This window comes from Streptomyces sp. NPDC058464, assembly GCF_042721035.1.
Classification (GTDB): Bacteria; Actinomycetota; Actinomycetes; order Streptomycetales; family Streptomycetaceae; genus Streptomyces.
This window is the reverse complement of sequence record NZ_JBHXMA010000010.1, coordinates 137,042-163,345: the sequence shown is the minus strand read 5'-3', so window position 1 is coordinate 163,345 and position 26,304 is coordinate 137,042. Positions and strand designations below refer to the sequence as shown.

Annotated in this window: 19 protein-coding genes, 2 pseudogenes and 1 riboswitch; of the genes and pseudogenes, 9 read left to right on the top strand and 12 right to left on the bottom strand. The window is 71.9% G+C overall.

Annotated elements, in window-relative coordinates:
- Positions 1-2: 2 nt before the first annotated feature.
- The 6 genes and pseudogenes from pgm to ACFWPQ_RS16190 form a co-directional block, all read right to left on the bottom strand.
- Positions 3-1,643, bottom strand: coding sequence for a phosphoglucomutase (alpha-D-glucose-1,6-bisphosphate-dependent) (pgm, locus tag ACFWPQ_RS16215; RefSeq protein WP_384034185.1), 1,641 nt, complete (start codon positions 1,641-1,643; stop codon positions 3-5).
- Positions 1,644-1,763: 120 nt separating this feature from the next.
- Complete coding sequence (locus ACFWPQ_RS16210; RefSeq protein WP_384034182.1) at positions 1,764-2,150, bottom strand: barstar family protein; 387 nt, start codon at positions 2,148-2,150, stop codon at positions 1,764-1,766.
- A 158-nt stretch (positions 2,151-2,308) separates the two neighbouring features.
- A complete protein-coding gene (locus ACFWPQ_RS16205; protein WP_384034179.1) occupies positions 2,309-3,064 on the bottom strand; it encodes a CbtA family protein in 756 nt (251 codons plus the stop codon).
- 26 nt (positions 3,065-3,090) lie between these two features.
- Positions 3,091-3,312, bottom strand: a complete 222-nt coding sequence (locus tag ACFWPQ_RS16200) for a CbtB-domain containing protein (protein ID WP_351960613.1) — start codon at positions 3,310-3,312, stop codon at positions 3,091-3,093.
- 36 nt (positions 3,313-3,348) lie between these two features.
- Positions 3,349-3,490: riboswitch (cobalamin riboswitch) on the bottom strand.
- Positions 3,491-3,557: 67 nt separating this feature from the next.
- A complete protein-coding gene (locus ACFWPQ_RS16195) occupies positions 3,558-4,613 on the bottom strand; it encodes an enoyl-CoA hydratase/isomerase family protein (RefSeq protein ID WP_384034176.1) in 1,056 nt (351 codons plus the stop codon).
- Positions 4,610-4,717, bottom strand: a pseudogene (locus ACFWPQ_RS16190) (acyl-CoA dehydrogenase family protein); the annotation flags it as partial. The gene ACFWPQ_RS16195 and the pseudogene ACFWPQ_RS16190, both read right to left, overlap by 4 nt.
- A gap of 272 nt (positions 4,718-4,989) precedes the next feature.
- Between ACFWPQ_RS16190 and ACFWPQ_RS16185 the strand changes: the two are divergent.
- The 7 genes from ACFWPQ_RS16185 (at position 4,990) to ACFWPQ_RS16155 (ending at position 15,057) form a co-directional block, all read left to right on the top strand.
- A complete protein-coding gene (locus ACFWPQ_RS16185) occupies positions 4,990-5,469 on the top strand; it encodes a MarR family winged helix-turn-helix transcriptional regulator (protein ID WP_384034173.1) in 480 nt (159 codons plus the stop codon).
- 328 nt (positions 5,470-5,797) lie between these two features.
- Positions 5,798-6,847 carry an amidohydrolase family protein gene (locus ACFWPQ_RS16180; RefSeq protein WP_384034170.1) on the top strand — a complete coding sequence of 350 codons (1,050 nt, stop codon included), beginning with the start codon at positions 5,798-5,800 and terminating at the stop codon, positions 6,845-6,847.
- A gap of 131 nt (positions 6,848-6,978) precedes the next feature.
- Positions 6,979-8,175, top strand: a complete 1,197-nt coding sequence (locus ACFWPQ_RS16175) for an EfeM/EfeO family lipoprotein (RefSeq protein ID WP_384034167.1) — start codon at positions 6,979-6,981, stop codon at positions 8,173-8,175.
- Positions 8,172-9,419, top strand: coding sequence for an iron uptake transporter deferrochelatase/peroxidase subunit (gene efeB, locus ACFWPQ_RS16170; protein WP_384034164.1), 1,248 nt, complete (start codon positions 8,172-8,174; stop codon positions 9,417-9,419). Before ACFWPQ_RS16175 ends, efeB begins: the two co-directional genes overlap by 4 nt.
- A gap of 186 nt (positions 9,420-9,605) precedes the next feature.
- Positions 9,606-11,438 carry a phospholipase C gene (locus tag ACFWPQ_RS16165; RefSeq protein ID WP_384034161.1) on the top strand — a complete coding sequence of 611 codons (1,833 nt, stop codon included), beginning with the start codon at positions 9,606-9,608 and terminating at the stop codon, positions 11,436-11,438.
- A gap of 301 nt (positions 11,439-11,739) precedes the next feature.
- Positions 11,740-14,112: a SpoIIE family protein phosphatase gene (locus tag ACFWPQ_RS16160; RefSeq protein WP_384034401.1), complete on the top strand. Its 2,373-nt coding sequence runs from the start codon at positions 11,740-11,742 to the stop codon at positions 14,110-14,112.
- Between the two features lie 123 nt (positions 14,113-14,235).
- Positions 14,236-15,057 (top strand): thioesterase family protein, encoded by an 822-nt coding sequence (locus tag ACFWPQ_RS16155; RefSeq protein ID WP_384034397.1) that lies wholly within the window; start codon positions 14,236-14,238, stop codon positions 15,055-15,057.
- A gap of 42 nt (positions 15,058-15,099) precedes the next feature.
- Here ACFWPQ_RS16155 and ACFWPQ_RS16150 read toward each other — a convergent pair.
- A pseudogene (locus tag ACFWPQ_RS16150) lies at positions 15,100-15,319 on the bottom strand (flavin-dependent oxidoreductase); the annotation flags it as partial.
- A 205-nt stretch (positions 15,320-15,524) separates the two neighbouring features.
- Here ACFWPQ_RS16150 and ACFWPQ_RS16145 point away from each other — a divergent pair.
- Positions 15,525-17,756, top strand: coding sequence for a tetratricopeptide repeat protein (locus ACFWPQ_RS16145; RefSeq protein WP_384034158.1), 2,232 nt, complete (start codon positions 15,525-15,527; stop codon positions 17,754-17,756).
- Between the two features lie 124 nt (positions 17,757-17,880).
- A complete protein-coding gene (locus ACFWPQ_RS16140; RefSeq protein ID WP_384034155.1) occupies positions 17,881-18,579 on the top strand; it encodes an alpha/beta fold hydrolase in 699 nt (232 codons plus the stop codon).
- Between the two features lie 45 nt (positions 18,580-18,624).
- Here the strand turns inward: ACFWPQ_RS16140 and ACFWPQ_RS16135 are convergent, their stop codons facing one another.
- From ACFWPQ_RS16135 to katG, 5 genes are all read right to left on the bottom strand, one after another.
- Positions 18,625-19,296, bottom strand: a complete 672-nt coding sequence (locus tag ACFWPQ_RS16135) for a TMEM175 family protein (protein ID WP_384034152.1) — start codon at positions 19,294-19,296, stop codon at positions 18,625-18,627.
- 201 nt (positions 19,297-19,497) lie between these two features.
- Positions 19,498-21,336 (bottom strand): M1 family aminopeptidase, encoded by a 1,839-nt coding sequence (locus ACFWPQ_RS16130; RefSeq protein ID WP_384034149.1) that lies wholly within the window; start codon positions 21,334-21,336, stop codon positions 19,498-19,500.
- 159 nt (positions 21,337-21,495) lie between these two features.
- Positions 21,496-22,107 (bottom strand): hypothetical protein, encoded by a 612-nt coding sequence (locus tag ACFWPQ_RS16125; protein ID WP_384034147.1) that lies wholly within the window; start codon positions 22,105-22,107, stop codon positions 21,496-21,498.
- Positions 22,104-23,813 carry a PHP domain-containing protein gene (locus ACFWPQ_RS16120; RefSeq protein ID WP_384034144.1) on the bottom strand — a complete coding sequence of 570 codons (1,710 nt, stop codon included), beginning with the start codon at positions 23,811-23,813 and terminating at the stop codon, positions 22,104-22,106. Before ACFWPQ_RS16120 ends, ACFWPQ_RS16125 begins: the two co-directional genes overlap by 4 nt.
- Before the next feature lie 267 nt (positions 23,814-24,080).
- Positions 24,081-26,270 (bottom strand): catalase/peroxidase HPI, encoded by a 2,190-nt coding sequence (gene katG, locus ACFWPQ_RS16115; protein ID WP_384034141.1) that lies wholly within the window; start codon positions 26,268-26,270, stop codon positions 24,081-24,083.
- Positions 26,271-26,304 lie beyond the last annotated feature (34 nt).

Genomic DNA, 26,304 nt, shown 5'->3' with positions numbered 1-26,304 from the left:
CGTCAGCCGCCGAGCGCGGCCATCACCACCGCCTTGGCCTCCTCCTGCACCCGGGCCAGGTGGTCGGGGCCCTGGAAGGACTCGGCGTAGATCTTGTAGACGTCCTCGGTACCGGACGGGCGGGCCGCGAACCAGGCGTTCTCCGTGGTCACCTTGATGCCGCCGATCGCCGCGCCGTTGCCCGGGGCCTCGGTGAGGACGGCGGTGACCGGCTCCCCCGCCAGGGTCTCGGCGGTGACCTGGGCCGGGGAGAGCTTGGCCAGCAGGGCCTTCTCCTCGCGGGTCGCCGGCGCGTCGATGCGGGCGTAGGCGGGCTCGCCGAAGCGGGCGGTGAGGCCGGCGTAGTGCTCGGACGGGGTCTTGTCCGTCACGGCCGTGATCTCGGAGGCGAGCAGGGCGAGCAGGATGCCGTCCTTGTCGGTGGTCCACACCGAGCCGTCCCGGCGCAGGAAGGAGGCACCGGCGGACTCCTCGCCGCCGAACCCGATCGCCCCGCTGACCAGTCCGTCCACGAACCACTTGAACCCGACGGGGACCTCGACCAGTTGGCGGCCGAGGTCGGCGGCGACCCGGTCGATCATCGAGGACGAGACGAGGGTCTTGCCGATGCCGGCGCGCGCCGCCCACTGCTCGCGGTGGCGGTAGAGGTAGGAGATGGCGACGGCCAGGTAGTGGTTGGGGTTCATCAGGCCGGCGTCGCGGGTGACGATGCCGTGCCGGTCGGCGTCGGCGTCGTTGCCGGTGGCGACGCGGAATTCGTCCCGCTTCTCGATGAGCGAGGCCATCGCGTACGGCGACGAGCAGTCCATGCGGATCTTGCCGTCCCAGTCCAGCGTCATGAACCGCCAGGTGGGGTCGGTGTACGGGTTGACCACGGTCAGGTCGAGCCCGTGCCGTTCGGCGATCCGGCCCCAGTAGGCGACGGAGGCGCCGCCGAGCGGGTCGGCGCCGATGCGCAGTCCGGAGGCCCGGACCGCGTCGAGGTCGAGGACGCTGGGCAGGTCGTCGACGTAGGTGCCCATGAAGTCGTACCGGCCGGTGGTCGGCGCGGCGAGCGCGCGCTCGTACGGGATCCGCTGTACGTCCTTCATCCCGCCCGCGATGATCTGGTTGGCGCGGTCCTGGATCCAGGAGGTGGCGTCGGAGGCGGCGGGGCCGCCGCTGGGCGGGTTGTACTTGAAGCCGCCGTCGGCGGGCGGGTTGTGCGAGGGGGTGACCACGACGCCGTCCGCGAGGCCGGTCGTACGGCCCCGGTTGTGGGTGAGGATGGCGTGCGAGACGGCGGGGGTGGGGGTGTAGCCGTCGGCGCTGTCGATCAGGACGGTCACGCCGTTGGCCGCGAAGACCTCCAGGGCGGTGACCTTGGCGGGCTCGGACAGGGCGTGGGTGTCGGCTCCGAGGAAGAGGGGGCCGTCGGTGCCCTGGCCGCCGCGGTACTCGCAGATGGCCTGGCTGGTGGCGGCGATGTGGTCCTCGTTGAAGGCGGTCGTCAGCGACGATCCGCGGTGGCCCGAGGTGCCGAACGCCACCCGCTGGCCCGGGTCGGACGGGTCGGGGTGCAGTGCGTAGTAGGCCGTGACCAGCCGGGCCACGTCGACGAGGTCCTCCGGAGCCGCCGGCCGGCCCGCTCGCTCATGCGGCATGAGTCCACTTCCTCCGCAGTCGTTGATCGATCGCTCGCCGCCCATCTTTCCTTGTCAGCGGCCGCGGGCGCGAGTGCGGCACCGGCCGCGCGCCGAAGACACGGCGGGTTCACGGCGGGTTCACAGCAGTCGTACCGTGTCCGGGGCCCGCTCCTCGAAGATCTCGACCAGCCAGTCGAAGACGGTGGCCCCGCGTCCGGCGCGGGCCTCGGCCAGCTCCGCCGCGACGTCGGCACGGTTGGTCGGGTGGCAGCGGGCGAGCCGGAGCTCCAGCTGGCGGGCGGTCTCCGCATGGCCCAGGTACGCGCGGGACGTCTCGTGGTCGCGCCACTCGAAGACGAAGTCGCCGTCGTCGGGTGTGCCGAAACCGCCCCTGAGGCAGTCGACGAACGCGTCGAGGTTGCGGCCGAAGTAGCCGCCGGGCCCGTTGACCGCCTCGCCGACCACCCGCCAGAAGTCCTCCAGGGTCCTGATCCCGCTGCCGTCCAGTACATAAGTCACCGTCACGGCCCGCAGGATACGGCGGTCCGCGGGCATTGATCGCGCACGGCAGCACTCGCACCGGTCCACGGACACCGGTCAACGGCTTCCGTACCGGAAACGCGGAAGGGCCCCCGGAACCGTCCGGAGGCCCTCTCGTGTCGTTCGGTGTGCCGCGCCGCGGGTCAGTGCGGAGCGGGCACCGTGCGGGCGGCGGCCGGCGCCTTCGCCGGCCTCGGGTTGAGGACACGGTCGGCCAACTCGCCGAACAGCAGGCCGAATCCGCCCCACAGCACCACCTGGATGGCGAGCGCCGAGAGCCGGAACCGCCACAGCAGGGTGGCCGGGAAGTCGCTCGGCACCTCGTTGACGACCGGCAGGAACTGGTACGCCAGCCCGATGAGGACGCCGAACGCGACCACCGCGAGGACGGTCGCCCACCAAGTGCCCAGCCGCGGCCGGAGCCGCTTGCCGAGGATGGTGGCGGCGATCGCGAGGAGCACGCTGAGCACCATCATCAGGAAGTACAGCGTGGTCCGCTTGCCGATGGTGTCCGGGTCGCCCACCGACGGCGGGTTGGCCGGGTACTTCAGGAACGGCACCACGTAGACGACCGCCAGTGCGCAGCCGGACAGCAGCAGTGCCGTCGCCCGCGGCGAGAAGCGGCCGACACGGCCGAGGGCGAAGGAGTAGGCCAGGGCGGCGATGCCGCCGAAGGCGACCCCGTAGACCAGGACACCGGTGGCCAGGCCGGCGGTGGACTGCAGGGAGCGGGAGACGACCGCCATCTCGTGCTCGTGCGAGTGGGCGTCCTCGTAGCCGATCGCCTTGTCGACGTTCGGCTCACCGAGCAGGTAGGCGACGACGAGGGCGAGCAGACCGGCGGCCAGGCCGGCGAGCATGCCTCGCACCAGGAGGTTACGGACCGTTGCGGAGTTCATGGGTGGTACGGCGACCCTCGCTCGCGTCAGTGGCAGGGGAAGCCGAGCAGGTGGCGGGCGTCGTGCACCCACTCGTGGACGTCCGTGCCGCTGAACACGGAGGTGGCGCCCTGTTCGGCGCCGACGAAGTAGAGCAGGACCAGCATCAGGATGCCGAAGAAGACCGCCCAGGGAGCTATCGCGGACAGCGGCAGCTTGGCGGGAACGGCGGGGGTGTTGGCTGTCGGCGGAGCGACGGTCTGCGCCATGGCAGGACCTCCTCTGGGAGTTCGCGTCCCATCTCGGTGGTGCACAGGACGACGGCCACGGGTCTGACTCACAAACAGCCCTGGAGCTCTTGCATACAGTGGCGCGACCGTGCCGGATTTCCACCGGCTTCCGTCTCGCCGTCGTCGATATCGGACAGACCGTACCGCGTGTCAGGGGCACGGCCAAGACCGCGTCACCAGGCGTGATCTTCATCTCGCGCCTGGTGGGCGGCTGGTGGGACGGTTCAGGCGGGTGGGGCGAGGCCCAGTTCGCGGTCGCCGAGCGGGGCGAAGAAACGGTCGACGTCCGCGTCGGTGACCTCGGCGAGGGTGCCCGGGGACCAGTGCGGGGCGCGGTCCTTGTCGACGACCTGGGCGCGGATGCCCTCCACCAGGTCGGGGCTCGCGAGGGTCGCGCAGGAGACGCGGTACTCCTGGTCCAGGACCCGTTCCAGGGAGCCCAGTTGCCGGGCCCTGCGCAGCGCCTGCAGCGTGACCTTCAGGGAGGTGGGCGACCTGGTGAGCAGGGTGTCCGCGGCCTCCTTCGCCGCCGGGTCGCCGTGCGCGAGCAGCCGCTGGACGATCTCCTCGACCGTGTCGGCCGGGTAGCAGGCGTCGATCCACGCCCGGTGCCCGGCCAACTCCCCGTCCGGCGCCTGCCGGACCTGCCGGGCGAGCGCCTCGGGCACGGGCAGGGTGGCGAGGTCGGCGACGAACGCCCGGAGCGAGCCGGAGGGCATGTAGTGGTCGGCGAGTCCGCACAGCATCGCGTCGGCGGCGCCGATCTGGGCGCCGGTCAGGGCGAGATGGGTGCCGAGTTCGCCGGGCGCGCGGCCGAGCAGGTAGGTGCCGCCGACGTCGGGCACGAAGCCGATCCCGGTCTCGGGCATGGCGATCCGGGACCGTTCGGTGGCGATCCGGACGCCGCCGTGGGCCGAGACACCGACCCCGCCGCCCATCACGATGCCGTCCATCACGGCGACGTACGGCTTCGGGTACCGGGCGATGCGGGCGTTGAGGTGGTACTCGTCCCGCCAGAAGGCGGCCGCGGCCGACCCGTCGCCGTCGCGGGCGTCGTCGTGGACGGCGCGGATGTCGCCGCCCGCGCACAGGCCGCGCTCCCCCGCGCCGGTGACGACGACGGTCTCGACGGCCGGGTCGTGCTCCCAGGCGGTGAGCGCCTCGTCGATGCGGCGCACCATCGCGTGCGTCAGCGCGTTGATGGCCTGCGGCCGGTTGAGCGTGATGTGCGCGGCCCGTCCGTCGACGTGCAGCAGGACGTGTTCCTCGGCGCCGGTCATCCGGACACCTCCGCCGGGCCGCGGGCCACGATGAGGCGCATGATCTCGTCGGTTCCTTCCGGGATCGGGTGGACACGTGGGTCACGGACGATCTTCTCCTGCCCGATCCGTCCACGGCACGCCGACCCTCGCACCCGCCGCCGCCAGGCACGACGTAACCGTCGGTAACATCTTCGGCGGTGCCGGACCCCGCGATCCGCCCGGTCCGCGGCCGTTCGCCCCTCGATAACTGCCCGTCCGTCCACGACGTGGATGAACAGGCAGTGACCGGCCGGGACTTGAAGGTCCTTCGCAAGGCAAGCCGGGCTGGTCAGACCCTTGAGCGATAACCTACCCATGGGTATGGACAGTTGAGCCGTCAAGCTAGCCTCTTCCCATGGAGACTCCCGAGCCTCGCTGGCTGACGGATGACGAGACGCAGTGCTGGCTCGTCCTTGCCGGGGTGCTGGTCCGGCTGCCGGCGGAGCTGGACGCGCAACTGCAGCGGGACGCGGGGATCAGTCACTTCGAGTACCAGGTGCTGTCGGGACTCTCCGAGGCACCCGGGCGCACCCTGCGGATGAGCGAGCTGGCGATGTTCGCCAACGGCTCGCTGTCCCGGCTCTCGCACGTCGCCAAGCGGCTCGAGGACCGGGGCTGGCTGCGCCGGGAGCCGGACCCGGACAACGTCCGCTTCACCGTGGCGACGCTGACGGACGCCGGCTGGGAGAAGGTCGTCGACTCGGCGCCCGGGCACGTGGCGACGGTACGGCGGATGGTCCTCGACCCGCTGACCCGGTCCCAGGTCCGGCAGTTGCACGAGATCGGCCGTCGCATCCTCGCGGCGACGGACGGCGCGGGCAGGCCGTTGAGCTAGGCGCTCCACCGGCTTCGCCGCGATGCGCCGTCGTTCGCCTGCGGCGCCGTCGTGGCTGGTCGCGCCCACGCGGCGGTAGCCGCACATGCCATACAGCCCCGCGCCCCTTCAGGGCGCTTGAGTGAGCCGCACGCGCCATACGCCCCCACGTCCCTCCGGGGCCCGTACGGGCGGCAGCGGGCTTCCCGTGGGCCCCTAGCCGATGCCCCCTCCTCCTCCCCACCCCCCGCGACACGCTACCGTAGTGTTTACTCCAATTGTATTCATCACTACAGTAAGCTGGCCGTCAGTCGGCGGCCAGTGCCGTCACGACGGGAAGAGCAGCCCCATGACCAGTGCCTCGCGCCGGATCGACGTCCACCAGCACCTGGTCCCGCCCTTCTACCGGGACGCCCTCGCCGAGCGCGGGATCACCGAGGCGGGCGGCCGGGCCCTGCCCGAGTGGAGTCCCGAGGCGGCGCTGGAGCTGATGGATCTGCTCGGCACCGAGACGGCGATCCTGTCGGTCTCCACCCCGGGCACCGGCTTCCTCGCCGACCCCGGCGAGGCCGCCGCCCTGGCCCGGCGGCTGAACGACTTCTCCGCCGCGCTCGCCGCCGCGCACCCGGGCCGCTTCGGCTGGTTCGCCACCCTGCCCCTGCCGGACGCCGCCGCTGCCGCCAAGGAGGCCGAGCGCGCCCTCGCCGAGTTCGGCGCCGACGGCGTCACCCTGCTCGCCAACACCGGCGGCGACTACCTCGGGGCCGCCGGCCAGGACGCCCTGTGGCGGGTCCTGGACGAGCACGGGGCCGTCGCGTTCGTCCACCCTGCCGAGCTGCCCGGGCCCGCCGTGGACGGGATCCCGCCGTTCGCCGCCGACTTCCTCCTCGACACCACCCGCGCCGCCTACCTCCTGGTCCGCAACGGTGTCGTGCGCCGGTACCCGCACATCCGGTTCGTCCTCAGCCACGCGGGCGGTTTCGTGCCGTACGCCTCCCACCGCATGGCCGTCGCCCTCGCGGCCGACACCGGACGCAGCCCCCTGGACATCCTGGAGGACCTGCGCGGCTTCTACTTCGACACGGCGCTGTCCTCCAGCCCGGCCGCCCTGCCCACACTGCTCGCCTTCGCCCGGCCCGGGCACGTCCTGTTCGGCAGCGACTGGCCGTTCGCGCCGGCCGCGGCGGGCCAGTACTTCGCCAACGGGCTGGACGGCGGGGTCGACCCCGGCACCCTCGCGGCCGTCGACCGCGGCAACGCCGAGGCGCTCTTCCCACGCCTGGCGACCGGCACCCCCGCCCCGGCTCCCGCCCGTCCGTTTCCCGCGCGGCTGCGGCAGTCCGTACGGCGCGCCGGTGCCCGCGCCTTCTTCAGGATGGTCCAGCCCGGTACCGACTGAGCGGCTTCCCTGGAGGTCCGGTGAACCGGCAGGGAACTCTTGGTCATGGGTTTCCCTGGACGGCCGTTCGAGAACAAAGGGCTGCCTAACATGAGGCGATCACGAACGGTACGAACCCCCGGGAGATCGGGATGGTGTTGTCCGGCCTCGGCTGGAGGTCGTTGCGTCCCTGGGCGGTCGTCGGTGTCGCCGTCGTATGCCTGGTGGCCGGAGTTCTGGCGCTCACGCACGGCTCACGCCCCGCACACGCCGACCCGGCCGCGCTGCCGCACACCACCGTGGAGGTGTCCGCCAGCCGCTGCGGCCGGGGGTGGAGCACCCCGGTGTCCGGCGTCCAGGTCTTCGACCTGCACAACCCGACCGACGGGGCCGCCGAGGTCCTCCTGGAGGACCCGAGGAGCCAGGCCGTGTACGGCGAGGTGGAGGACATCGGGCCCGGCACCACCCGGGAACTGACCGTCCGGCTCGGGAAGGGCGCCTACGCCTTCAAGTGCGTGCCCGACGACGCCGACGCCGTCACCGGGCCCACGGTCCGCATCGGCAGGGGCGGCAGCGGGCCTGCCGCGGCCCCGGTCACCGAGCACGACCTGATCCCGCCCGCGCTCGCCTACCAGAAGTGGGTCGGCGGCGGCCTGTCCGACGTCGTACGGCTGACGACCGCCCTGCGGGACGCGATCGACCGTGGTGATCTCGCCGCCGCCCGCACCGCCTGGCTGCCGGCGCACCTGGAGTACGAGCGGCTGGGCGCGGCGTACGACGCCTTCGGTGACGCCGACGGCGCGATCAACGGCACGGACGCGGGGCTGGCCGGCGGGGTGCACGACAAGGACTTCACCGGCTTCCACCGGATCGAGTACGGCCTCTGGCACGGCGAGTCCGCGACCGGCCTGCGCGGCCCGGCGGCGGACCTGGTGAAGGCGGTCACCGGGCTGCGCGACGACTGGGCGCAGACCCGGATGGACCCCGCCCAGCTGGGGCTGCGGGCGCACGAGATCCTGGAGAACACGGTGCAGTTCGAGCTGACCGGCCGTACCGACTACGGCAGCGGCAGCAACCTCGCCACCGCCCGCGCCAACCTGGACGGCACGGTGGAGGTCATGTCCCGGCTGCACCCGCTGCTCGCCACCCGGTACGCGGATCTGGCCGGTCTGGAGAGCGAGTTGAAGCAGGCCGGCGAGACCCTCGACGGCTTCGGGCACGGCGGCACCTGGACCCCGCTCGGGAAGCTCGGCCACCGGCAGCGCGAGGACGTCGACGCGGTCCTCGGCGACCTGGTGGAGCGGCTGGCGTCGGTGGCGACCCTGTGCGATCCGCGGAGGACGGTATGAGCACGGACGAGACGGCCGGCAGCAGCGGAGTGGGCCGCCGCGGGTTCCTGCGCGGCGCGGCCCTCGCAGGCGCCGGGCTGGCCGCGGGCGGTGCGGCCGCCCCCGCCACGGACCCGACCGCCCCCGGCGCCACCACCCCCGGCACGATCGCCCCCTTCCACGGCGCCCGCCAGCAGTCCGCGGTCGCCGCGCCCCGCCGGACGACCGTGTTCACGTCCCTCGACGTCACCGCCGAGAGCCGCGCCGAGCTGACCGAACTGCTGCACACGCTCACCGACCGCGCCCGCTTCCTGACCTCGGGCGGCACCCCGGACCCGGTCGGGGTCACCGGGCCGCCCGCCGACTCGGGCGTCCTCGGCGAGCAACTGCCCTCCGGTGCGCTGGCGGTGACCGTCGGCGTCGGCGGCTCGCTCTTCGACGACCGGTACGGGCTCGGGAAACTGAGGCCGCGTGGGCTGACGACGATGCCCGCCTTCCCGGACGACGACCTGCGGCCCGAGTGGTGTCACGGCGACCTCAGTTTGCAGTTGCACGCGGACGACACCGACACCGTGCTGCACGCACTGCGCGACATCGCCCGGCACACCCGGGGCGGCATGCAGGTCCGCTGGCGGCTGGACGGCTTCACCAGTCCGCCCCGCCCGTCCGGCACCCCGCGCAACCTGCTGGGGTTCAAGGACGGCACCGCCAACCCGGAGACCGGCAGCGCCCGGGAGATGGACCGGCTGGTGTGGGTCGGCAAGGACTCCGGCGAGCCGGAGTGGGCGGTCGGCGGCAGCTACCAGGTGGTACGGCTGATCCGGATGCTGGTGGAGTTCTGGGACCGGGTCTCGCTCAGCGAGCAGGAGCGGATGTTCGGCCGCTCCCGGGAGTCCGGGGCGCCCCTGGACGGGAACGCCGAGCACGACACGCCCGACTACGCCGACGACCCCAAGGGTGACGTCATCCCGCTGGACGCGCACATCCGGCTGGCCAACCCGCGCACCACGGCCACCGCCGACCAGCGGATCCTGCGCCGCGCCTACAACTACGACCGGGGCATGGACAGCAACGGCAACCTCGACATGGGCCTGCTGTTCAGCTGCTACCAGCAGGACCTGGCCCGGCAGTTCGAGACCGTACAGAAGCGGCTGGCCGGGGAGCCGCTGGTCGACTACATCTCGCCGTTCGGCGGCGGCTACTTCTTCGCCCTGCCCGGGGTACGGGACCGGAACGACTGGTTCGGACGCGCTCTCCTCACCTGAGCTTGTTCGAACAACTCCCTGGCGATTCCGTAACCCGAACGGTCAATACACCGTCAAGATTTGCCCCAGCATCCCTGACCCGGTGTTCATTCACCCGCCATCATGGCTCCGCCGTAGCGCCCGCAAGCGGGCGAAGCATCCCTGCCTGTACGACGCAGTGACGTTCATGCCCGGAGGGGAACCAGCATGGCCAGCACAGGAAGACGAACGGCGATCAGGAGCCTCGGCGCTCTCGCGGGGGCCGCCGCACTCACGGTCCTCGGGGGCACCGCGCCCAGTTGGGCCGCCGTACCCGCCGGGCACGGTGGCGGCTCGTCGACCGCTACCCCGATCAAGCACGTGGTCGTGCTGTTCGACGAGAACATCTCCTTCGACCACTACTTCGCGACCTACCCGAAGGCCGCGAACACCGACGGCACGAAGTTCACGGCGTCCAAGAAGACCCCGAAGGACATCGACACCGTCGCGCACGCCGGGCTGCTGACGAAGAACCCGAACCAGTACGCGCCCAAGCGGCTCTCCTCGTCACAGGCGATGACCTGCGACCAGAACCACTCCTACGGGCCCGAGCAGCTGGCCTACGACGGCGGCAAGGCCGACCAGTTCGTGCAGAACACCGAGGTCGACAAGTGCTCGGGCGGCCTGTTCGGCGAGCCGGGCCTGGTGATGGACTACTACGACGGCAACACCGTCACCGGTCTGTGGAACTACGCCCAGCAGTACGCCCTCAACGACCGTTCCTACAGCTCGGTCTACGGCCCGTCCACGCCCGGCGCGCTCAACCTGATCTCGGGTCAGACGCACGGCGCCATCTCGGTGGACTCGGTCACCGGCAAGCAGACGTCGACGCCCGACTCGTACGCCATCGCGTCGCCGAACGCCAAGGGCGTCGGTACGGTCATCAACGACCCCGACCCGGCCTACGACGACTGCTCCGACAAGGACCACACCAGCACCAGCGCGCTGGCCTCGCTGCAGGGCAAGAACATCGGCGACCTGCTCAACTCCAAGCACGTGACGTGGGGTTGGTTCCAGGGCGGCTTCCGCCCGTCCACGGCGTACAGCGGCGCGTCCGGCTCCTACGCCAAGTGCGACACCACGCACACCAACGTCGGCGGCGCCTCCGTGGTCGACTACAGCCCGCACCACAACCCGTTCTCGTACTACAAGTCGACGTCCAACCCGCACCACGTGGCGCCGAAGAACGTGAACGAGATCGGCCACAACGGCCAGGCGAACCACAACTACGACCTCACCGACTTCACCGCGGCCGCCAAGGCGGGCAAGCTCCCGGCCGTCAGCTTCCTGAAGGCCGGTGAGTACCAGGACGGCCACGCCGGCTACTCGGACCCGACCGACGAGCAGCACTTCCTCGTCAACGAGATCAACGCCGTCCAGAGCTCGCCGCAGTGGAAGTCCACCGCGATCGTCATCGCGTACGACGACTCCGACGGCTGGTACGACCACGCCTACGCCAAGCCGCGCAACGGCTCCACGGACTCCACGGTCGGCTCCAACGGCAAGGCCCTGGACAGCGCGGCCTGCCAGGCGGGCCCGGCCGCGTCCGGTGGCTACGCCGACCGCTGCGGCCCCGGCACCCGGCAGCCGCTGCTGGTCATCTCGCCGTACAGCAAGGTGAACAAGGTCGACCACACCCAGACCGACCAGTCCTCGATCACCCGCTTCATCGAGGACAACTGGCGCACCGGCCGCGTCGGCGACCACTCCTTCGACGCCACCGCGGGCTCGCTGACCAACATGTTCGACTTCAAGCACCCCAACAACAAGCAGGTGCTGCTGAACGCGGACGGCTCCGTCAAGCACATCGGCCCGATCCGCCACGTCTCCGCGGTGAGCACCAGCATCACCCCGGGCCCGGCGATGGTGAACACGGCCGCCACGACCGACTCCGGCCAGTTCCCGGCCCTTTCGATCGGTCTCGGCGTGGGCGCCCTGGTGGCCGCCGGCGCCACGGGCACGTACCTGACGCTGCGCCGCAGGCAGCGCACGGCCGCCTGACCCCTCCCCCGCCCCGACCCGATCGGCACGGTCCTCCTCCCCGGACCGTGCCGATCGGCGTCTTCGGCGCAGGCACACGGCCGGCCACCGCCTGATCGTGCTCACCCCGCCGGCCACCAAGGGCGCCGGCGGCCACCCCGAGATCTGGGAGATGACCGAGGTCACCGACCCCGGCGAGGAAGGCGGCCTCCGCCCGGCGCGCCCCCGGGACGCGGCGGCTGCCGGGGCGGCGGCCGTGCGTGCGGTTGTCGTCCGTCCTGTGGCACGGGATGCTGAGGGGGCACGGAGGGAAGCGGTGCCCATGGATCGTTTTCCGAACGCGGCCAACGTCGACTTCCACAGTCCTCTGGACCTCACCAAGGCCGCGGCCGCGGTGCTGGACGCCGAAGGCCGCATCTCGGGATGGGGCCCCTCGGCCCAGCGCCTCCTCGGACATCCGCCCGAGGACGTGCTCGGCCGGCCCGCGGCCCGCCTGCTGGCGGCGGATCCGGGACAGCGGCTCTCCGCGCTCTGCACGGCGCACCGGCCCCGCAGCACGGTCCTTGACCTGTCCTGCAAGGACGGGCGCACCCTGCGCGCGGCCGTGACCTTCAGCCCGCTCGCGCCCCAGGGCGCGGCCGCGACCGTCGTGGTCGCGGCCGACCTGGCGGCGCTGCGCGGCTGGGAGGCCCAGCTGGCCATGTTGCAGGGGCTGGCCACGGAGTCCTCCGTGGGGCTGACGATCTTCGACACGGACATGCGCGTCGTGTGGGGGAACGTCTCCACCGACCTGGAGCTCGCGGGGGTCGCCCAGTACGTCGGCCGCCCGGCCGCGGACCTCTTTCCCGAGGGGGAGTTCATCTCCCGCCACCATCCTCCGGACGAGGACCAGATCATGGAGCACGTGCTCACGACGGGCGAGCCGATCATGGGTATGCACTATCGCGGGCGGGCCCCCGCCGACCCGGTGCGCGAGCACGTCTGGTCCTGCTCGTACCACCGGCTGGTGGACGCCCGGGGCGAGCCGCTGGGGCTGTTCGAGGAGTCCCTGGACATCACCGACCGCTACCGCGCCCAGGAGCGGCTGTCCCTGCTGGTACGGGCGGGGAAGCGCATCGGCGCCTCGCTGGACGTACGCCGTACGGCCGCGGAGCTCGCCGACGTGGCGGTGCCGCAGCTGGCCGACGAGGTGCTGGTGGACCTGCCGCCCGCGGTCATCGAGGGCCGGCAGCCGCCGACGGGCTCGGCGCCGGGGCACAGCCTGCTGCGCATGCACGGCCGCACCCCGGAGGAGTTCCGGACCACTCCCGTCTCCTATCCGGCGTCGTCGCCGCAGGCGCTGAGCCTGGCCACCAGCCGCCCCGTCGTCGACGCCGCCCCGCACGGCCCGGCGGACGAGCCGGCACCGGCCGACCGGCGCTCCAGCCTGTTCGTCCCGCTGGTCGCCCGGGACGCGGTCCTCGGACTCGCCACCTTTCTGCGCAGCAGCAACCCCGACCCCTTCGGGCCCGAGGAGCAGACCCTTGCGGTGGAGCTGACCGAGCGCGCCGCCGTCGGCATCGACAACGCCCGCCGGTACACCAGCCAGCACGCGGCGGCCCTGGTGCTGCAGCGGAGCCTGCTGCCGCAGCACCTGCCCGAGCAGAGCGCGGTCGACGTGGCATACCGCTATCTGCCCGCCGACAGCCGGGTGGGAGTGGGCGGCGACTGGTTCGACCTGATCCCGCTGTCCGGTGCCCGGGTGGGGCTGACCGTCGGCGACGTGGTCGGCCACGGCGTGCACGCGGCCGCGACCATGGGCCGGCTGCGTGCCACCGTGCGGACCCTGGCCCTGCTGGACCTGGACCCGGCCGAGCTGCTCACCCGCCTCGACGGCCTGGTCGCGCAGGACTCCGAGCCCCACGCGGACGACGGGCTGGGCGACGAGGCGCTCGGGGTGACCTGCCTGTACGCGATCTACGACCCGGTCAGCGGCCGCTGTGTCTGGGCGAGCGCGGGTCACCCCCCGCCGATCGTGGCCGACGCGAGCGGCTCGGTCGCGCTGTCCGCGCTGGCGCCGGGACCACCCCTGGGGCTGGGCAGCCTGCCCTACGAGAACGTCGAGCTGAGCCTGTCCAGCGGCAGCGTGGTGGCGTTCTTCACCGACGGCGTCGTGGAGGACCGGCGCACCGACATCGACAGCGGGATCGACCGCCTCGCCCATGTGCTCACCTGGCAGCGGTGCCCGCTGGAGGAGCTGTGCGACCGGGCGCTGTCGACCCTGCCGCCGGGGCCGCAGGCGGACGACGCCACGCTGCTGCTGGTGCGCACCCGGCGGCTGGGCGCCGGGCAGGTCGCGGACCTGGAGCTGCCGCCGGACCCGGCGATGGTCGCCCGGGCGCGCACGGACACCGAGCGCCAGCTGGAGACGTGGGGCCTGTCCGAGCTGGCGTTCACCGCGGAGCTGGTGGTGAGCGAGCTGGTCACCAACAGCATCCGGTACGCCACCGGGCCCGTGCTGCTGAGACTGATCAAGGACCGCAGCCTGCTGTGCGAGGTCTCCGACAACGCGCACACGGCACCGCACCTGCGGCGGGCCCGCCGGGACGACGAGGGAGGCCGCGGCCTGTTCCTCGTCGCCCAGATGTCCCAGCGCTGGGGCACCCGCTACACCGGGTCCGGGAAGACCATCTGGGCCGAACTGGCCATTCCCTAGCGGAGGTCGTGGCCCGGCCGGCGGCCGCACGGTGAGTGCACTGTGCACTTTCTCACGCGTCGAGGCGCACGGATCCCGGTAGCGTCCGTAGTGGCCGCCCCGAAGGAGAAATATCCGTTGTCCATCCCGTCCGTGTCCCCCGACAGTTGTCACGACAGTTACTTCGAGGCCGTCGGCGACCGCCGCTACAAGCCGACGCCCCACACGGGCGGGGCCTGGGCCGCGGAGGAGCAGCACTTCAGCCCGCTGGCCGGGCTCGTCGTCCACGCCCTCGACCGGTACCGGGCGGCCGGTCCGGACACCGGTCTCCTGCTGTCCCGGATCAGCTACGACATCCTCGGCCGCCTCGCCCTCGACGAGTGCGAGATCGAGGTGGAGACCATCCGTCCCGGGCGCACCATCGAGCTCCTCGAAGCGGTCGTACGCATCGCCGGCCGCCCGGTGCTGCGAGCCCGCGCCTGGTACCTGGCCGAACTCGACACCACCACGGTCGCGGGCGGCCCCGACGCCCGCCTCGTCCCGCCGGATTCCCTCACCCCGTGGCGGGCGAGCGAACTCTGGCCCGGCGGTTACATCAACTCCGTGGAGATCCGCCCGATCGCAGCACCGCGCCCCGGCCGTACGGCCGCCTGGCTCTCCACTCCCCTGGAGCTGGTCGCCGGTGTTCCGGTCAGCCCCGTCGCCTCGTTCCTCACCCTCGTCGACACCGCCAACGGCATCGCCGTCCGGCAGCCGCCCACCGAGTGGATGTTCCCCAACGTCGACCTCACCATCCACCTCCACCGCCAACCGCGGGGCCCCTGGACGGGGTTGGACACCAAGGTCGCCTTCGGCCCCACCGGACAGGGGCTGACCAGCACGGTCCTGCACGACGTGGACGGCCCGGTCGGACACGCGTCGCAGATCCTCACGGTCCGCCCCCTGACAAGGACACAGGGCGTGTAGCGGCAGGGGAAGTGGTCCGGGGCACCCGCCCGAGAGTCTGGCGTCCGTGGTCTGCTCGAAGCGCTGGAAGAGCCGGCCCGTGCGGACGGCGTCCGGCCCCAGACGCTCGCGCACGGCCGCGAGCAGCATGACGTGCAGCCGGCCCCGGTGCACGGAGTACTGCGGCCAGTGGTAGCCGGCCGCGAGGCCGAGCGGCTCCTCAGCACACCGGGCGGCCGGCCCGGTCGTGGTGGGTCAGCCGCTGCGGGCTCGGGAGCTGGTCGGTGGCGTACATGCCCGCAAGCGTGGGCAGCCCCAAGTGCGGTCGGTGGTCGGCCACTTCGCGAGGCTCGTTCGTGCAGGGTTCGGGATCGATCGGGCAGGGGGAGATCGGGGCCCGAGTAGGCTTGCGGCCGAGCGAAGCAGGTCAAGTGCCGATATGACCGAGAAGGAGCAGCCCGATCGACGAGCGTCCGACCTTCGCACAGTTGCTGCGGCGCCATCGCCGTGCGGCCCGGCTGACCCTGGAACAGCTCGCCGAGGCATCGGGCGTCAGCGCCCGGACCCTGTCGGACATCGAGCGCGGCCGGAGCAAGGGGCCTCAGCACCGGACGGTCGTCGCCGTCGCCGACGCGCTCTCCCTGGCGCACGACGCCCGTCAGCAGCTCCTGGAACTGGCGCGGGACGCCCGCCTGCGGGACCACTGGACGCGTCCGACCGGGCTGTGCGAACTCCCCCGGTCCGTGGACGACTTCACCGGTCGTGCCGCCGAACTGGCGTGGATCGACAACCTGGTCCGGAACGAACTCGCGCCCGGGGTCGCCGTGGTGGGGCTCATCACCGGGTCGGCCGGCCTGGGGAAGACCACATTCGCCGTCCGTGCCGCCCACGCGGTGCGGGCGCGGTTTCCGGACGGGGTGTTCTTCCTCGATCTGTTCGGCATGTCCCAGCGGCCGCTGACCGTCGACGACGCCCTGGGGCTGCTGCTCGGAGCGCTCGGAGTCGCCGATCAGCAGCTGCCCTCGGACATCCAGGGGCGTGCCTCCCTGTACCGCTCACTGCTGCGGGAGCGGCGAGCTCTCGTCGTGCTCGACAACGCCGCCTCCGAGGAGCAGGTGCGACCGCTCCTGCCGGGCGGCGGCGCGGCCAGGGTGCTGGTCACCAGCCGACGGCTGCTGTCCGGCCTGGAGGGCGTGCGCAGGCTCGTCCTCGGCCCGTTGCAACTGCCCGAGGCCACCGAGCTGCTGACCGGCATCCTCGGTGACCGGTCCGCCATCGACGGGGAGCCGGCGCTCACCCGGCTCGCCCAGCTGTGCGGCGGACTGCCGCTGGCGCTGCGGATCATCGGCAACCGCCTGGTGAGCCGGCCCGACTGGGGCGCGGACGAGCTCGCCCGGCGGCTGGCCGACGAGGAGCGCCGCCTGGAGCAGTTCAAGGCCGGCGACCTCAAGATCGCCAATGCGTTCGGGATGTCGTACGAGCAGCTTGCGCCCGCCGCGCGGCGGATCTTCCGCAGGCTGGCCGTCGTGCCCGGCCGGGACTTCGACGCCACTCTCGCCGCCGTCGCCGGCAGTACGTCGGTCGAGGAGGCCTGGGACGCGCTCGACGACCTCGTCGACCTCGGTCTGCTGCTGGACGGCGCCGCGGGCCGGTACCGCTTCCACGACCTGGTCAGGCTCTTCGCCCGGGACCGGTTGCAGCAGGAGGAGACCGCGGCGCGGCGTGCCGCGCTGGTCGACCGGACGACGTCGTGGCTGCTGCGTATGGCCACGACCGCCGGGCGGTGGTTCGAGCCCGCGTACGGCCGCCCGGGCGTCGACGAGTCCGGCCTCGTCGCCCTGTCCTCCTTGGCCCAGGCCGAGGCGTGGCTGCGCGTGAATGTCGACAACTGGCTCGGTGCGTTGCGTCATGCGGCGGGCAGCGGACAGGACGAGGCGGTCCTCGACTGCGCGGAGTCGATGCACTGGTTCTCCGACCGGTGGGTGCACGGGTCGCACTGGAGCGAGGTCTTCACCTTGGGCGCCCGGGCCGCCTCCGCCCTCGGCGACCTGACGCAGCACGCGACCCAGCTGAACTACCTGGCCTGGGTGCACGGTATTCCACCGGGTGACCCCGAAGCCGCGTTGCGGTGCGCGACCGAGGCCTTGAGCCTGGCCACGCGCACCGGCGCCACGGAGCAGATCGCCTGGTCGAACCATTACGGCGCGATCGCGCTGCGCAAGCTGGGCCGGCTCGACGAGGCCATCGCGTCGGCGTCCCGGGCAGCGGACGTCTTCAAGGCGGCCGGTGATGCCGATTCGTACTACTCGGCGGTCAACGGCCTCGGCTACTGCCTTCTGGAGGCCGGGCGCCACGACGACGCGCTGGAGCGACTCCGGGAGGCGCTCGCCCTCGCGGACGACAAGGACTCGGGGATGACGCCGAGCATCGCGGCGCATCTGCGGCCTTTCACGCAGGCGCATCTCGGCAAGTGTCTGGCGCTGCTCGGCCGCCGGGCCGACGCGATCGCCGTGCTCACGGAGGTATCGGCCGTCGACGAGCAACTCGGTCCCAGCTACTGGCGGGCCGACGCGCTGGAGCGGCTCGCGGCCCTGCTGGCCGAGGAGGGCCGCACCGCGGACAGCCGCCGGGCCTACACACGCGCGGCGGAGATGTACGGGGCGATCGACGACTCCGCCGCACACCGCCGGTGCGCGGACCGGGCGACCGCCGAGCCCTGACCGCCGGCCGCCTCCGGCAGGCGGTGTTCCTGCGTGCTGTTCTGCGTGGTCCGGCCGTCCCTGCCCGGCTTGACTGAATCGCAGCGGACGGGCGTCGGGCCCGTCCCTCCAGGTCAGGGGCGTCATGACAGCAATCAGGAACGTCGTGCTCGTGCACGGCGGTTTCGTGGACGGATCCGGTTGGCAGGGCGTCCACGAGCAGCTGACCGCCGACGGCTACCGGGTGGCCGTCGTGCAGAATCCGACCCTGTCGCTGACGGGTGACGTCATCGCCACCCACCAGGTCCTCGACGACCTCGACGGCCCGGCCGTCCTGGTCGGCCACTCCTACGGCGGTGCCGTCATCACCGAGGCCGGTCACCACCCCGGTGTCGCCGCGCTCGTCTACATCGCCGCGTTCGCCCCCGACAAGGGCGAGTCGGTCGGCACGCTGGTCTCCGACCCGGCGCCCGGCGCACCGGTTCCGCCGATCCTGCCGCCCAGGGACGGCTTCCTGTTCCTGGACCGCGAGAAGTTCGCGGGCTCCTTCGCCGCCGACCTGTCCGCGGCTAAGGCCGCGTTCCTGGCCGACTCGCAGGTTCCCTGGGGTGTCGACGCGCTCGGCGGCGTGGTCTCCGAACCGGCCTGGCGGACCAGGCCGTCCTGGTACCTCGTCGCCACGGACGACCGGATGATCCCGCCGCCCGTCCAGCGCCGCATGGCCGAGCGGGCCGGCGCGACCGTCGCGGAGACCCCGGGCAGCCACGCCGTCCACGTGTCCCGTCCGGCTTCGGTGGCGGCTGTCATCGCCGAGGCCGCCGAAGCCGTCTCCGGCCAGTCCTAGGGACTGCCGCGCACATCGCCGGCAGGATCCGCGCGTTCCCCGTCCTCAGTTCGCCGGCTGTTCCCCGGCCGACGCCGGTGCGGACGGTACGGCCGGGGCGGGCGTGCGGTGGACGGCGCGGACCGGGATCACCAGCACCCACCAGTACTTGGCGAGGTCGGGAGACCAGAACGCCAGCGGGATCGCGGTGACGAAGACCAGGATGTGCAGGACGTTGCGGCGGACCGTCCTCCTCAGTTCCTCGGGGTCCGTGTCCGGGACGGCCAGCGCGGGGGCGGCCAGCAGGCGCAGGTACATCGCGCAGAGGAATCCGAGGGACAGCGCGATCGCGCCCGAGTAGCAGGCCGTCGCCGTCGCCGTCTCCCCGTACTCGCTGAGCAGCTTGGTCGGGAAGGGCAGCGCCGCGACGACCGCGAGCAGGGCGAAGTACAGGTAGAGCAGCGAGCGGTCGACGGTCGCGATCCGCTGGAACAGAGCGTGCTGGGTCAGCCAGAGGATGCCGATGACGACGAAGCTCAGCAGATACGCGCCGATCGCGGGCAGCAGTTCCCGCACGGCGTGCGGGACCTCCGCGTCGTGCAGGCCCTCGGGGACGGTGATGTCGAGGGCGAGCAGGGTGATGGCGATGGCGAAGATGGCGTCCCCGAGCATCGACAGCCGCTCGGGGCTCACGACGATCTCGCTGCGACGCAGTACGAAGGGGCGGGAGTTGCTCATGTGAAGGACACCAGGTGCTCGTCGGCGTGCGGACGACGCAAGAGGTACCACACGGCGGTGTCCGCACGGGGCGGGAGAGTTCGCCCGGTGCACACACCTGCCCGTTGGGGAGATTCCCGGCCCCTTCCGGGCATCGACGCGCGCGGGACGGCCCTGGCCTGCGGCCGTCCCGCGCCTGTCCGGCCCTGCGGGCCGGAGGTGTCAGCCGACGATGCGGTGGGTGGTCCAGAACGACGTCAGGTCGGTGCTGGTGGCCGCCTGGGCCGCCGCCTTGAACTCGGCGGTGGTCGAGACGCCGTACCAGTGCGCACTGGCGTAGCTCTTGAGGAGGTTGGTCATGGCGGTGTCGCCGATCAGGCGGCGCAGGTCGTGCAGGGCGCACTTGCCGTAGCCGTAGACGACGGTGGAGTAGCGGGAGGAGTGGGCGTCCCAGTACGCCATCGAGTTGGTGATGTTCTCCGCCGACGAGGCCCAGGAGACGCTGTTCCAGCAGTTCGTCCCGGTGCTGCCCAGCGCCAGGTCGGTGGCGTAGTCGGTGAACGCCTCGTCCAGCCAGGGGCTGTTGTACTCGTCGTCGCCGACGATGCCGTACCACCACTGGTGGCCGATCTCGTGGGTGAGCGCGGTGGTGCTGACGAGGTCGAGGACGAAGCCGGGGTACTCCATGCCGCCGAACCAGAAGTTGTTGTCGATGACCGCGTCCAGCTCGCCGTACGGGTAGGCCCCGAAGCGTCCGGCGTGCGCGTCCACGGCCGACTTGGCGGTGGTGAGCATCGACTGGGCGCTGGAGGAGCTGATGCCCGACACCGAGTAGATGTTGATCGGGACCCCGCCGGGCGAAGTGCCGGAGATCTTGGTGAACGGCCCGGCCGCCCAGGCGAAGTCACGGACCTTGGAGGCCGTGGCGGTGGTGATGGTACGGCCGCTGGAGCCGGCGGTGTCGACGGAGGTGCCGGTCGCCGGGACCAGGATGCTGGTGGGGTGGTCCAGGGTCACCTTGAAGTCGGCGGCCAGGGAGTAGAAGGACTCGCCGTTGTTGGTGTACGGGTCCAGGTGCCAGCCGGAGCCGTCCTGGACCGCGAGGACCGGGAGGGCGTTGCCGATCATGCTGAAGGAGCCGTCGTAGCCGAAGCGGTCGGCGCCGCTGGGGACGGTGATGCCCAGGTCGAAGCCGACCGTGGTGCTCTGGCCCTGGGCCAGCGGTGTGGGCAGGGCTATCTGCAGAGCCGTGCAGGCGACCGAGAGGGCGCCCGCGGTGCCGCCGGTGACGTTGCTGACGGTGATCGGCGGGGCCGAGCAGGTGCCGTGGTAGTTGTCCCACAGCCTCAGGTAGATCTCGCTCAGCGCGGTCGACGAGGCGTTGGTGAAGGTCACGCTCTCGTGGCCGGTCCAGCCGGTGCCGGTGGAGTTGCTGGTCAGGCTGACGGTGTACGACGGCGCGGCCGGGGTGCGGGTGCTGTCGCCCGGGGTGGTGGCGGCCGAGGTGTCGAGGGCGACGTCGTCCAGGACGAAGCTGGTCTGGAGGCTGGAGTCCTCGGTGCCGCTGAAGGCGACGGTCACGGTCTGTCCCGCGAACGCGGACACGTCGAACGACTTCTTCACGTACCCGGTGGCCTTGTCCAGATTGGAGTAGGTGGCCAGGGTGGTGCTGCCGATCTTCGCCGTGAGCTTGTCGTACGCCGTGGACGAGGTCGTCTCGGCGGTGTCGATGTGCAGCCAGAAGCTGAGCGTCGCGGCGCATCCGGAGGGGATGCTGACGCTCTGCGAGAGCGTGTCGGTGTGGGTGCCGCCGGTGCCGTCCAGCCAGGCGAAGCTGGAGCCGCCGTGGGCGGTCTGGCCGGAACGGCTGGTGATCACGCTGGTCGAGGACTGGGTCCAGGGTGAGGTGCCGCTCTCGAAGCCGCCGTTGGTGACCACCTGGGCCGGGGTGCAGGCCGCCTGCTCGGCCGCTGACGCCGTACTGCCGGGGAGCAGGGCCGCGGCGAGCGCCGCGATGGCCAACGCGCTGGTGGCGAAGGCCTTGTGGGGGGTCGATCTCACACGAAACTCCTTTACGCCGGCCGGGATTCCGGCCTGCTCGGAGACCGCCCGTCCGGCAGGGGTGTGCCGGAGAGCGGCCACAGGTCACGCGTTACGAAGGTGCGAGTTCGAAGCCTGACAGAATTGACCAGGGCATGTCACTAAGGGGTTACCCTCGGGTCAGATGTGGTCCGCGCAGCACGGGGTGGGGTTGGGGACCTCGAAGGGAGCCAGCAGGCCGCCCGCCGCCGGGACCAGGGTGAGGGTGAGGACGCCGTCGCGCCACTCCGGACGTACGTGGTCCTGGGTCAGGACCCGGGCGGTGGGCGGGAGTTCGGCCGCCGGTGCGCCGAGGACCACCAGCTGCTCGATGGCGGTGCGGTCGAGCAGGTCCGCGACGGTGACGGTGCCGGTCAGGTGCGCCACGCCGGGGTAGGCCACGGCCCGGCCGGAGGCGGGGGGTGCGGCGGCCGCCAGGCGGGCGGTGCCCACCGCGTCGTCCGGGCCGTGGGTGCGGCCGGCCAGGGCGAGGCCGGTGCCTTCCGGGAGCATGCCGAGCAGCTCCGGCCACACCGCGTCCACGTCCACGTCCGCTTCCGGGACGGCCAGCGAGACCGCCGTGCCCCGGCGTTCGCCGGTCCGGTACAGGTGGGTGCAGGCGAACACGCCCTCGGTGAGTGCCAGTTGGCCGAGCACCCGGTGGATCAGGTGGTCGGCCTCGCGCAGGGTCGCCGTACCGGCGTCCACCCCGATGACGGAGTGGACGCCGGACGCGTGGTGCGGGGAGGTCATGCGGGCAGGACCCACATCGGGTTGGAGTAGAACCACAGGTCCTTCCACGGGTCGGCGTCGCCGAGGACGTCGATGGCCGGGCCGGCCGGGTCCACGGCGGCACCGTTGATGCCGACCGCGGAGCGGTTGCCGTCGGTGCCGCGCAGCCGGACGTAGACCGGCTTGTCGAGGCGGCCGAGGGAGTAGGTCAGCTTGACCGAGCCGGTCGCCTGGTTGACCTCGAAGGACTTCACGACCTTGGTGGTGGGCGTGGCGAAGGTGTCCTTGTCGGAGACGGCACCGGTGACGTCGCCCTGGATGACGTCGACGCGGGCCAGCGACGGCACGAACTGCGCCCAGTTGGGGCCGTTGGCGAGGCTGATCTCGATGACGAGGTCCACCCGGCTGCCCTTGCGGACCTGGAGCACCCCGCCCAGGGTCACCGCGCGGGAGCCCGAGCCCAGCTTGACGTCGAGACCGCTGATCAGGCCGCCGTGGTCCACCCAGACCCGGCCCGCGCGGATGCCGTCCATGACCGACTTGTAGGAGAAGGAGGCGGCGCCGACGTGGGTGCGGGAGTACTGGCCGGGCCAGAAGTCGGTGTCGGTGAGGCTGATGCCGGTGCCGTAGACCGGGTCGTTGTAGCGGCCGTTGGCGTTGAAGTCGCTGTTCGGGCCGCGCACCGCGGTGTCGGCGTAGACGTTGTGGGAGTCGGAGTTGGCGGTGATCCACCAGGGCTTGCCCTCGGCGAGCAGGCTGTCCCACAGGCCGCCGACGGTGGCGGTCATCCAGTCGAAGCCGCCCCAGGTGCGGTAGCTCTCCAGCGGGTAGCCGGCGAAGGAGTCGGCGCTCGGGCTGTTGTCGTAGATGCCGCGGGCCGAGCCGGGGCCGTTCGGCTTGGGCAGGCCGCCCGCCTGGTGGCCGGGAGCGCCCTCGAAACCGACGGCGATCGACGGCTGGGCGTCGCGCCAGGCGCGGATCTCGTGCGGGGAGTCGATGCCCTTGCGCGCCGGGTGGTTGGCGAGGAACAGCGCGTCCTTGACCGTGCGGCGCTGCACCTGCTCGGCGAGGAAGTTGAGGCCGGAGATGGCCAGCGCCTCGTTGGCGGGGGTGCCCGCGGAGGCGCCCTTCACCGAGCCGTCGAAGGAGTTCTCGAACTCCTTGAGGACGGCGACCTCGTTCTTGCCGGGGTGCACGAAGACCGTGCCGTGCTCGGCGGCCGGGATGTTCCACTCGAGGCCCTGGAAGACCAGGGTGTCGTCGATCTCGTCGCGGGCGGCGACGATGTCCGGGTTGACCTTCTCGACACCGATCTTGGCGTGGGTCTCGCTGCCGTGGTCGGTGATGACCATCCAGTCCAGGCCGTGTGCGTTGGCCTGCCGGACGTGGTCGATGACCCGGTACTTGGCGTCGGAGCTGTGCTGGGTGTGGATGTGGTGGTCGCCGGCCAGCCACAGGTAGCCGCCGGAACGGCTGCTCTGGGAGTGGGCGGAGGCGACCGAGGCGGCGGCCTGGCCCGCACCGGCGAGGACACTGCCCGCCGCGAGACCGGCGCCCAGCAGGCCGGTGCGGCGCAGCATCGAGCGGCGGGAGAGCTGACCGGGCGTCAGCTCCTCGTCGGGGACGGACAGATCGAGGGCGGGCGGCAGCGACGACGCGGCGTCGCCGTCCCCGTGGTGGTGATGGTGGTGCGGGTGACCGTGGTCGTGGCTGTGTCCGTGACTCATGCTCGGAACTCCCGTGGGCGGCCGGTACGGGGGGTGGTTCAGGACGTGCAGAGTCTGCGAAGGTCGCGTGAACAACGGGCGTCGAGGTCATGGTGGGGTAAAGAACGACTCATGTGCAGCGCGCTACGCAGGTGCCCCGGTGGGGAGTTGGCCATGGAGCCGTAAAGAGGGAGCCGTGAACACGGCGATGCCCGGGCCGGCTCGCGGGGAGCCTGCCCGGGCATCGGGTCCCGGTCGGTCAGACCAGGTCGGTCAGACCACCGTCGGTCAGACCAGGTCGAAGCGGTCCGCGTTGGCGACCTTCGTCCAGGCGGCGACGAAGTCCTTCACGAACTTCGCCTTGGCGTCGTCGCTCGCGTAGACCTCGGCGACGGCGCGCAGTTCGGAGTTGGAGCCGAAGACCAGGTCGGCACGGGTGCCGGTCCACTTGACCGCGCCGCTGTCGTCGCGGCCCTCGAAGGTGGACTGGTCCTCGGAGGTGGACTTCCAGGTCGTGCCCATGTCGAGCAGGTTGACGAAGAAGTCGTTGGTCAGGACGCCCGGAGTCTCGGTGAGGACGCCGTGCTTCGAGCCGCCCTGGTTGGCACCGAGGACGCGCAGACCGCCGACGAGGACGGTCAGCTCCGGGGCGCTGAGACCGAGCAGGTTGGCCCGGTCGAGGAGCAGGTACTCGGCGGGCAGGCGGTTGCCCTTGCCGACGTAGTTGCGGAAGCCGTCCGAGGTCGGCTCCAGAGCCGCGAAGGACTCGGCGTCCGTGTGCTCGTCGGTCGCGTCGACCCGGCCCGGGGCGAACGGCACCTCGATGTCGACACCGCCGTCCTTGGCGGCCTTCTCCACCGCCGCGGCACCGCCGAGGACGATCAGGTCGGCCAGGGAGACCTGCTTGGCACCGGCGTTGAAGTCCCGCTGGACGCCCTCCAGGACGCGCAGCACCTGGGCGAGCTCGTCCGGGTCGTTGACCTCCCAGCCGCGCTGCGGCTCCAGGCGGATCCGGGCGCCGTTGGCACCGCCGCGCTTGTCGCTGCCGCGGAACGTCGAGGCCGACGCCCAGGCGGCGGAGACCAGCTGCGAGACCGTCAGGCCCGAGTCGAGGAGCTTGGCCTTCAGGGCCGTCACGTCGGCGGCGTCGATGGCCTCGCCCTCGGCCTGCGGCAGCGGGTCCTGCCAGATCAGCGTCTCCGCCGGGACCTCCGGGCCGAGGTACAGGGACTTCGGGCCCATGTCACGGTGGGTCAGCTTGTACCAGGCGCGGGCGAAGGCGTCCGCGAACTGGCCGGGGTTCTCGTGGAAGCGGCGCGCGATCGGCTCGTAGATCGGGTCGAAGCGCAGCGACAGGTCGGTGGTGAGCATGGTGGGCAGGCGCTTCTTCGACGAGTCGTGCGCGTCGGGGATGATCGCCTCGGCGTCCTTGGCCACCCACTGGTTGGCGCCGGCGGGGCTCTGGGTGAGCTCCCACTCGTAGCCGAAGAGGATGCTGAAGAAGTCGTTGCTCCACTGGGTGGGCTTGGTGGTCCAGGTGACCTCCAGGCCGCTGGTGATCGCGTCGCCGGCCTTGCCGCTGCCGTAGGTGCTCTTCCAGCCGAGACCCTGCTGCTCCATCGGGGCACCCTCGGGCTCCGCGCCCACGCTCTCCGCGGGGCCGGCGCCGTGGGTCTTGCCGAAGGTGTGGCCGCCGGCGATGAGGGCGACGGTCTCCTCGTCGTTCATCGCCATCCGGCGGAAGGTCTCGCGGATGTCGCGGGCCGCGGCGATCGGGTCCGGGTTGCCGTTGGGGCCCTCCGGGTTGACGTAGATGAGGCCCATCTGGACGGCGCCGAGCGGGTTCTCCAGGTCACGGTCGCCGGTGTAGCGCTGGTCGTCGAGCCAGACCTTCTCGGGACCCCAGTAGACGTCGTCCTCCGGCTCCCAGACGTCCACGCGGCCGCCGCCGAAGCCGAAGGTCTCGAAGCCCATCGACTCCAGGGCCACGTTGCCGGTGAGGATCATCAGGTCGGCCCAGGAGATGGCCTGGCCGTACTTCTTCTTGACCGGCCACAGCAGACGGCGCGCCTTGTCGAGGTTGCCGTTGTCCGGCCAGCTGTTGAGCGGGGCGAAGCGCTGCTGGCCGGCGCCGGCGCCGCCGCGGCCGTCGGAGATGCGGTAGGTGCCCGCGCTGTGCCAGGCCATGCGGATCATCAGGGGGCCGTAGTTGCCGAAGTCGGCCGGCCACCAGTCCTGCGAGGTGGTGAGCACTTCCGCGATGTCACGTTTCACGGCCGCGAGGTCGAGGTTCTGGAACGCCTCGGCGTAGTCGAAACCCTCGTCGAGCGGGTTGGCGACGGCGGGGTTCTTGGCAAGGATCTTCAGGTTGAGCCCGTCGGGCCACCACTGGCGGTTGCCGCCGCCCTGGGTGGGGTGCGGTGCGCGGTCGTGCGCGACCGGGCACTGGCCCGCGGCGTTCTCCTGGGTCTCGGACATGGGGGAAATCCTTCCGGAATGGGCGGATCGACGT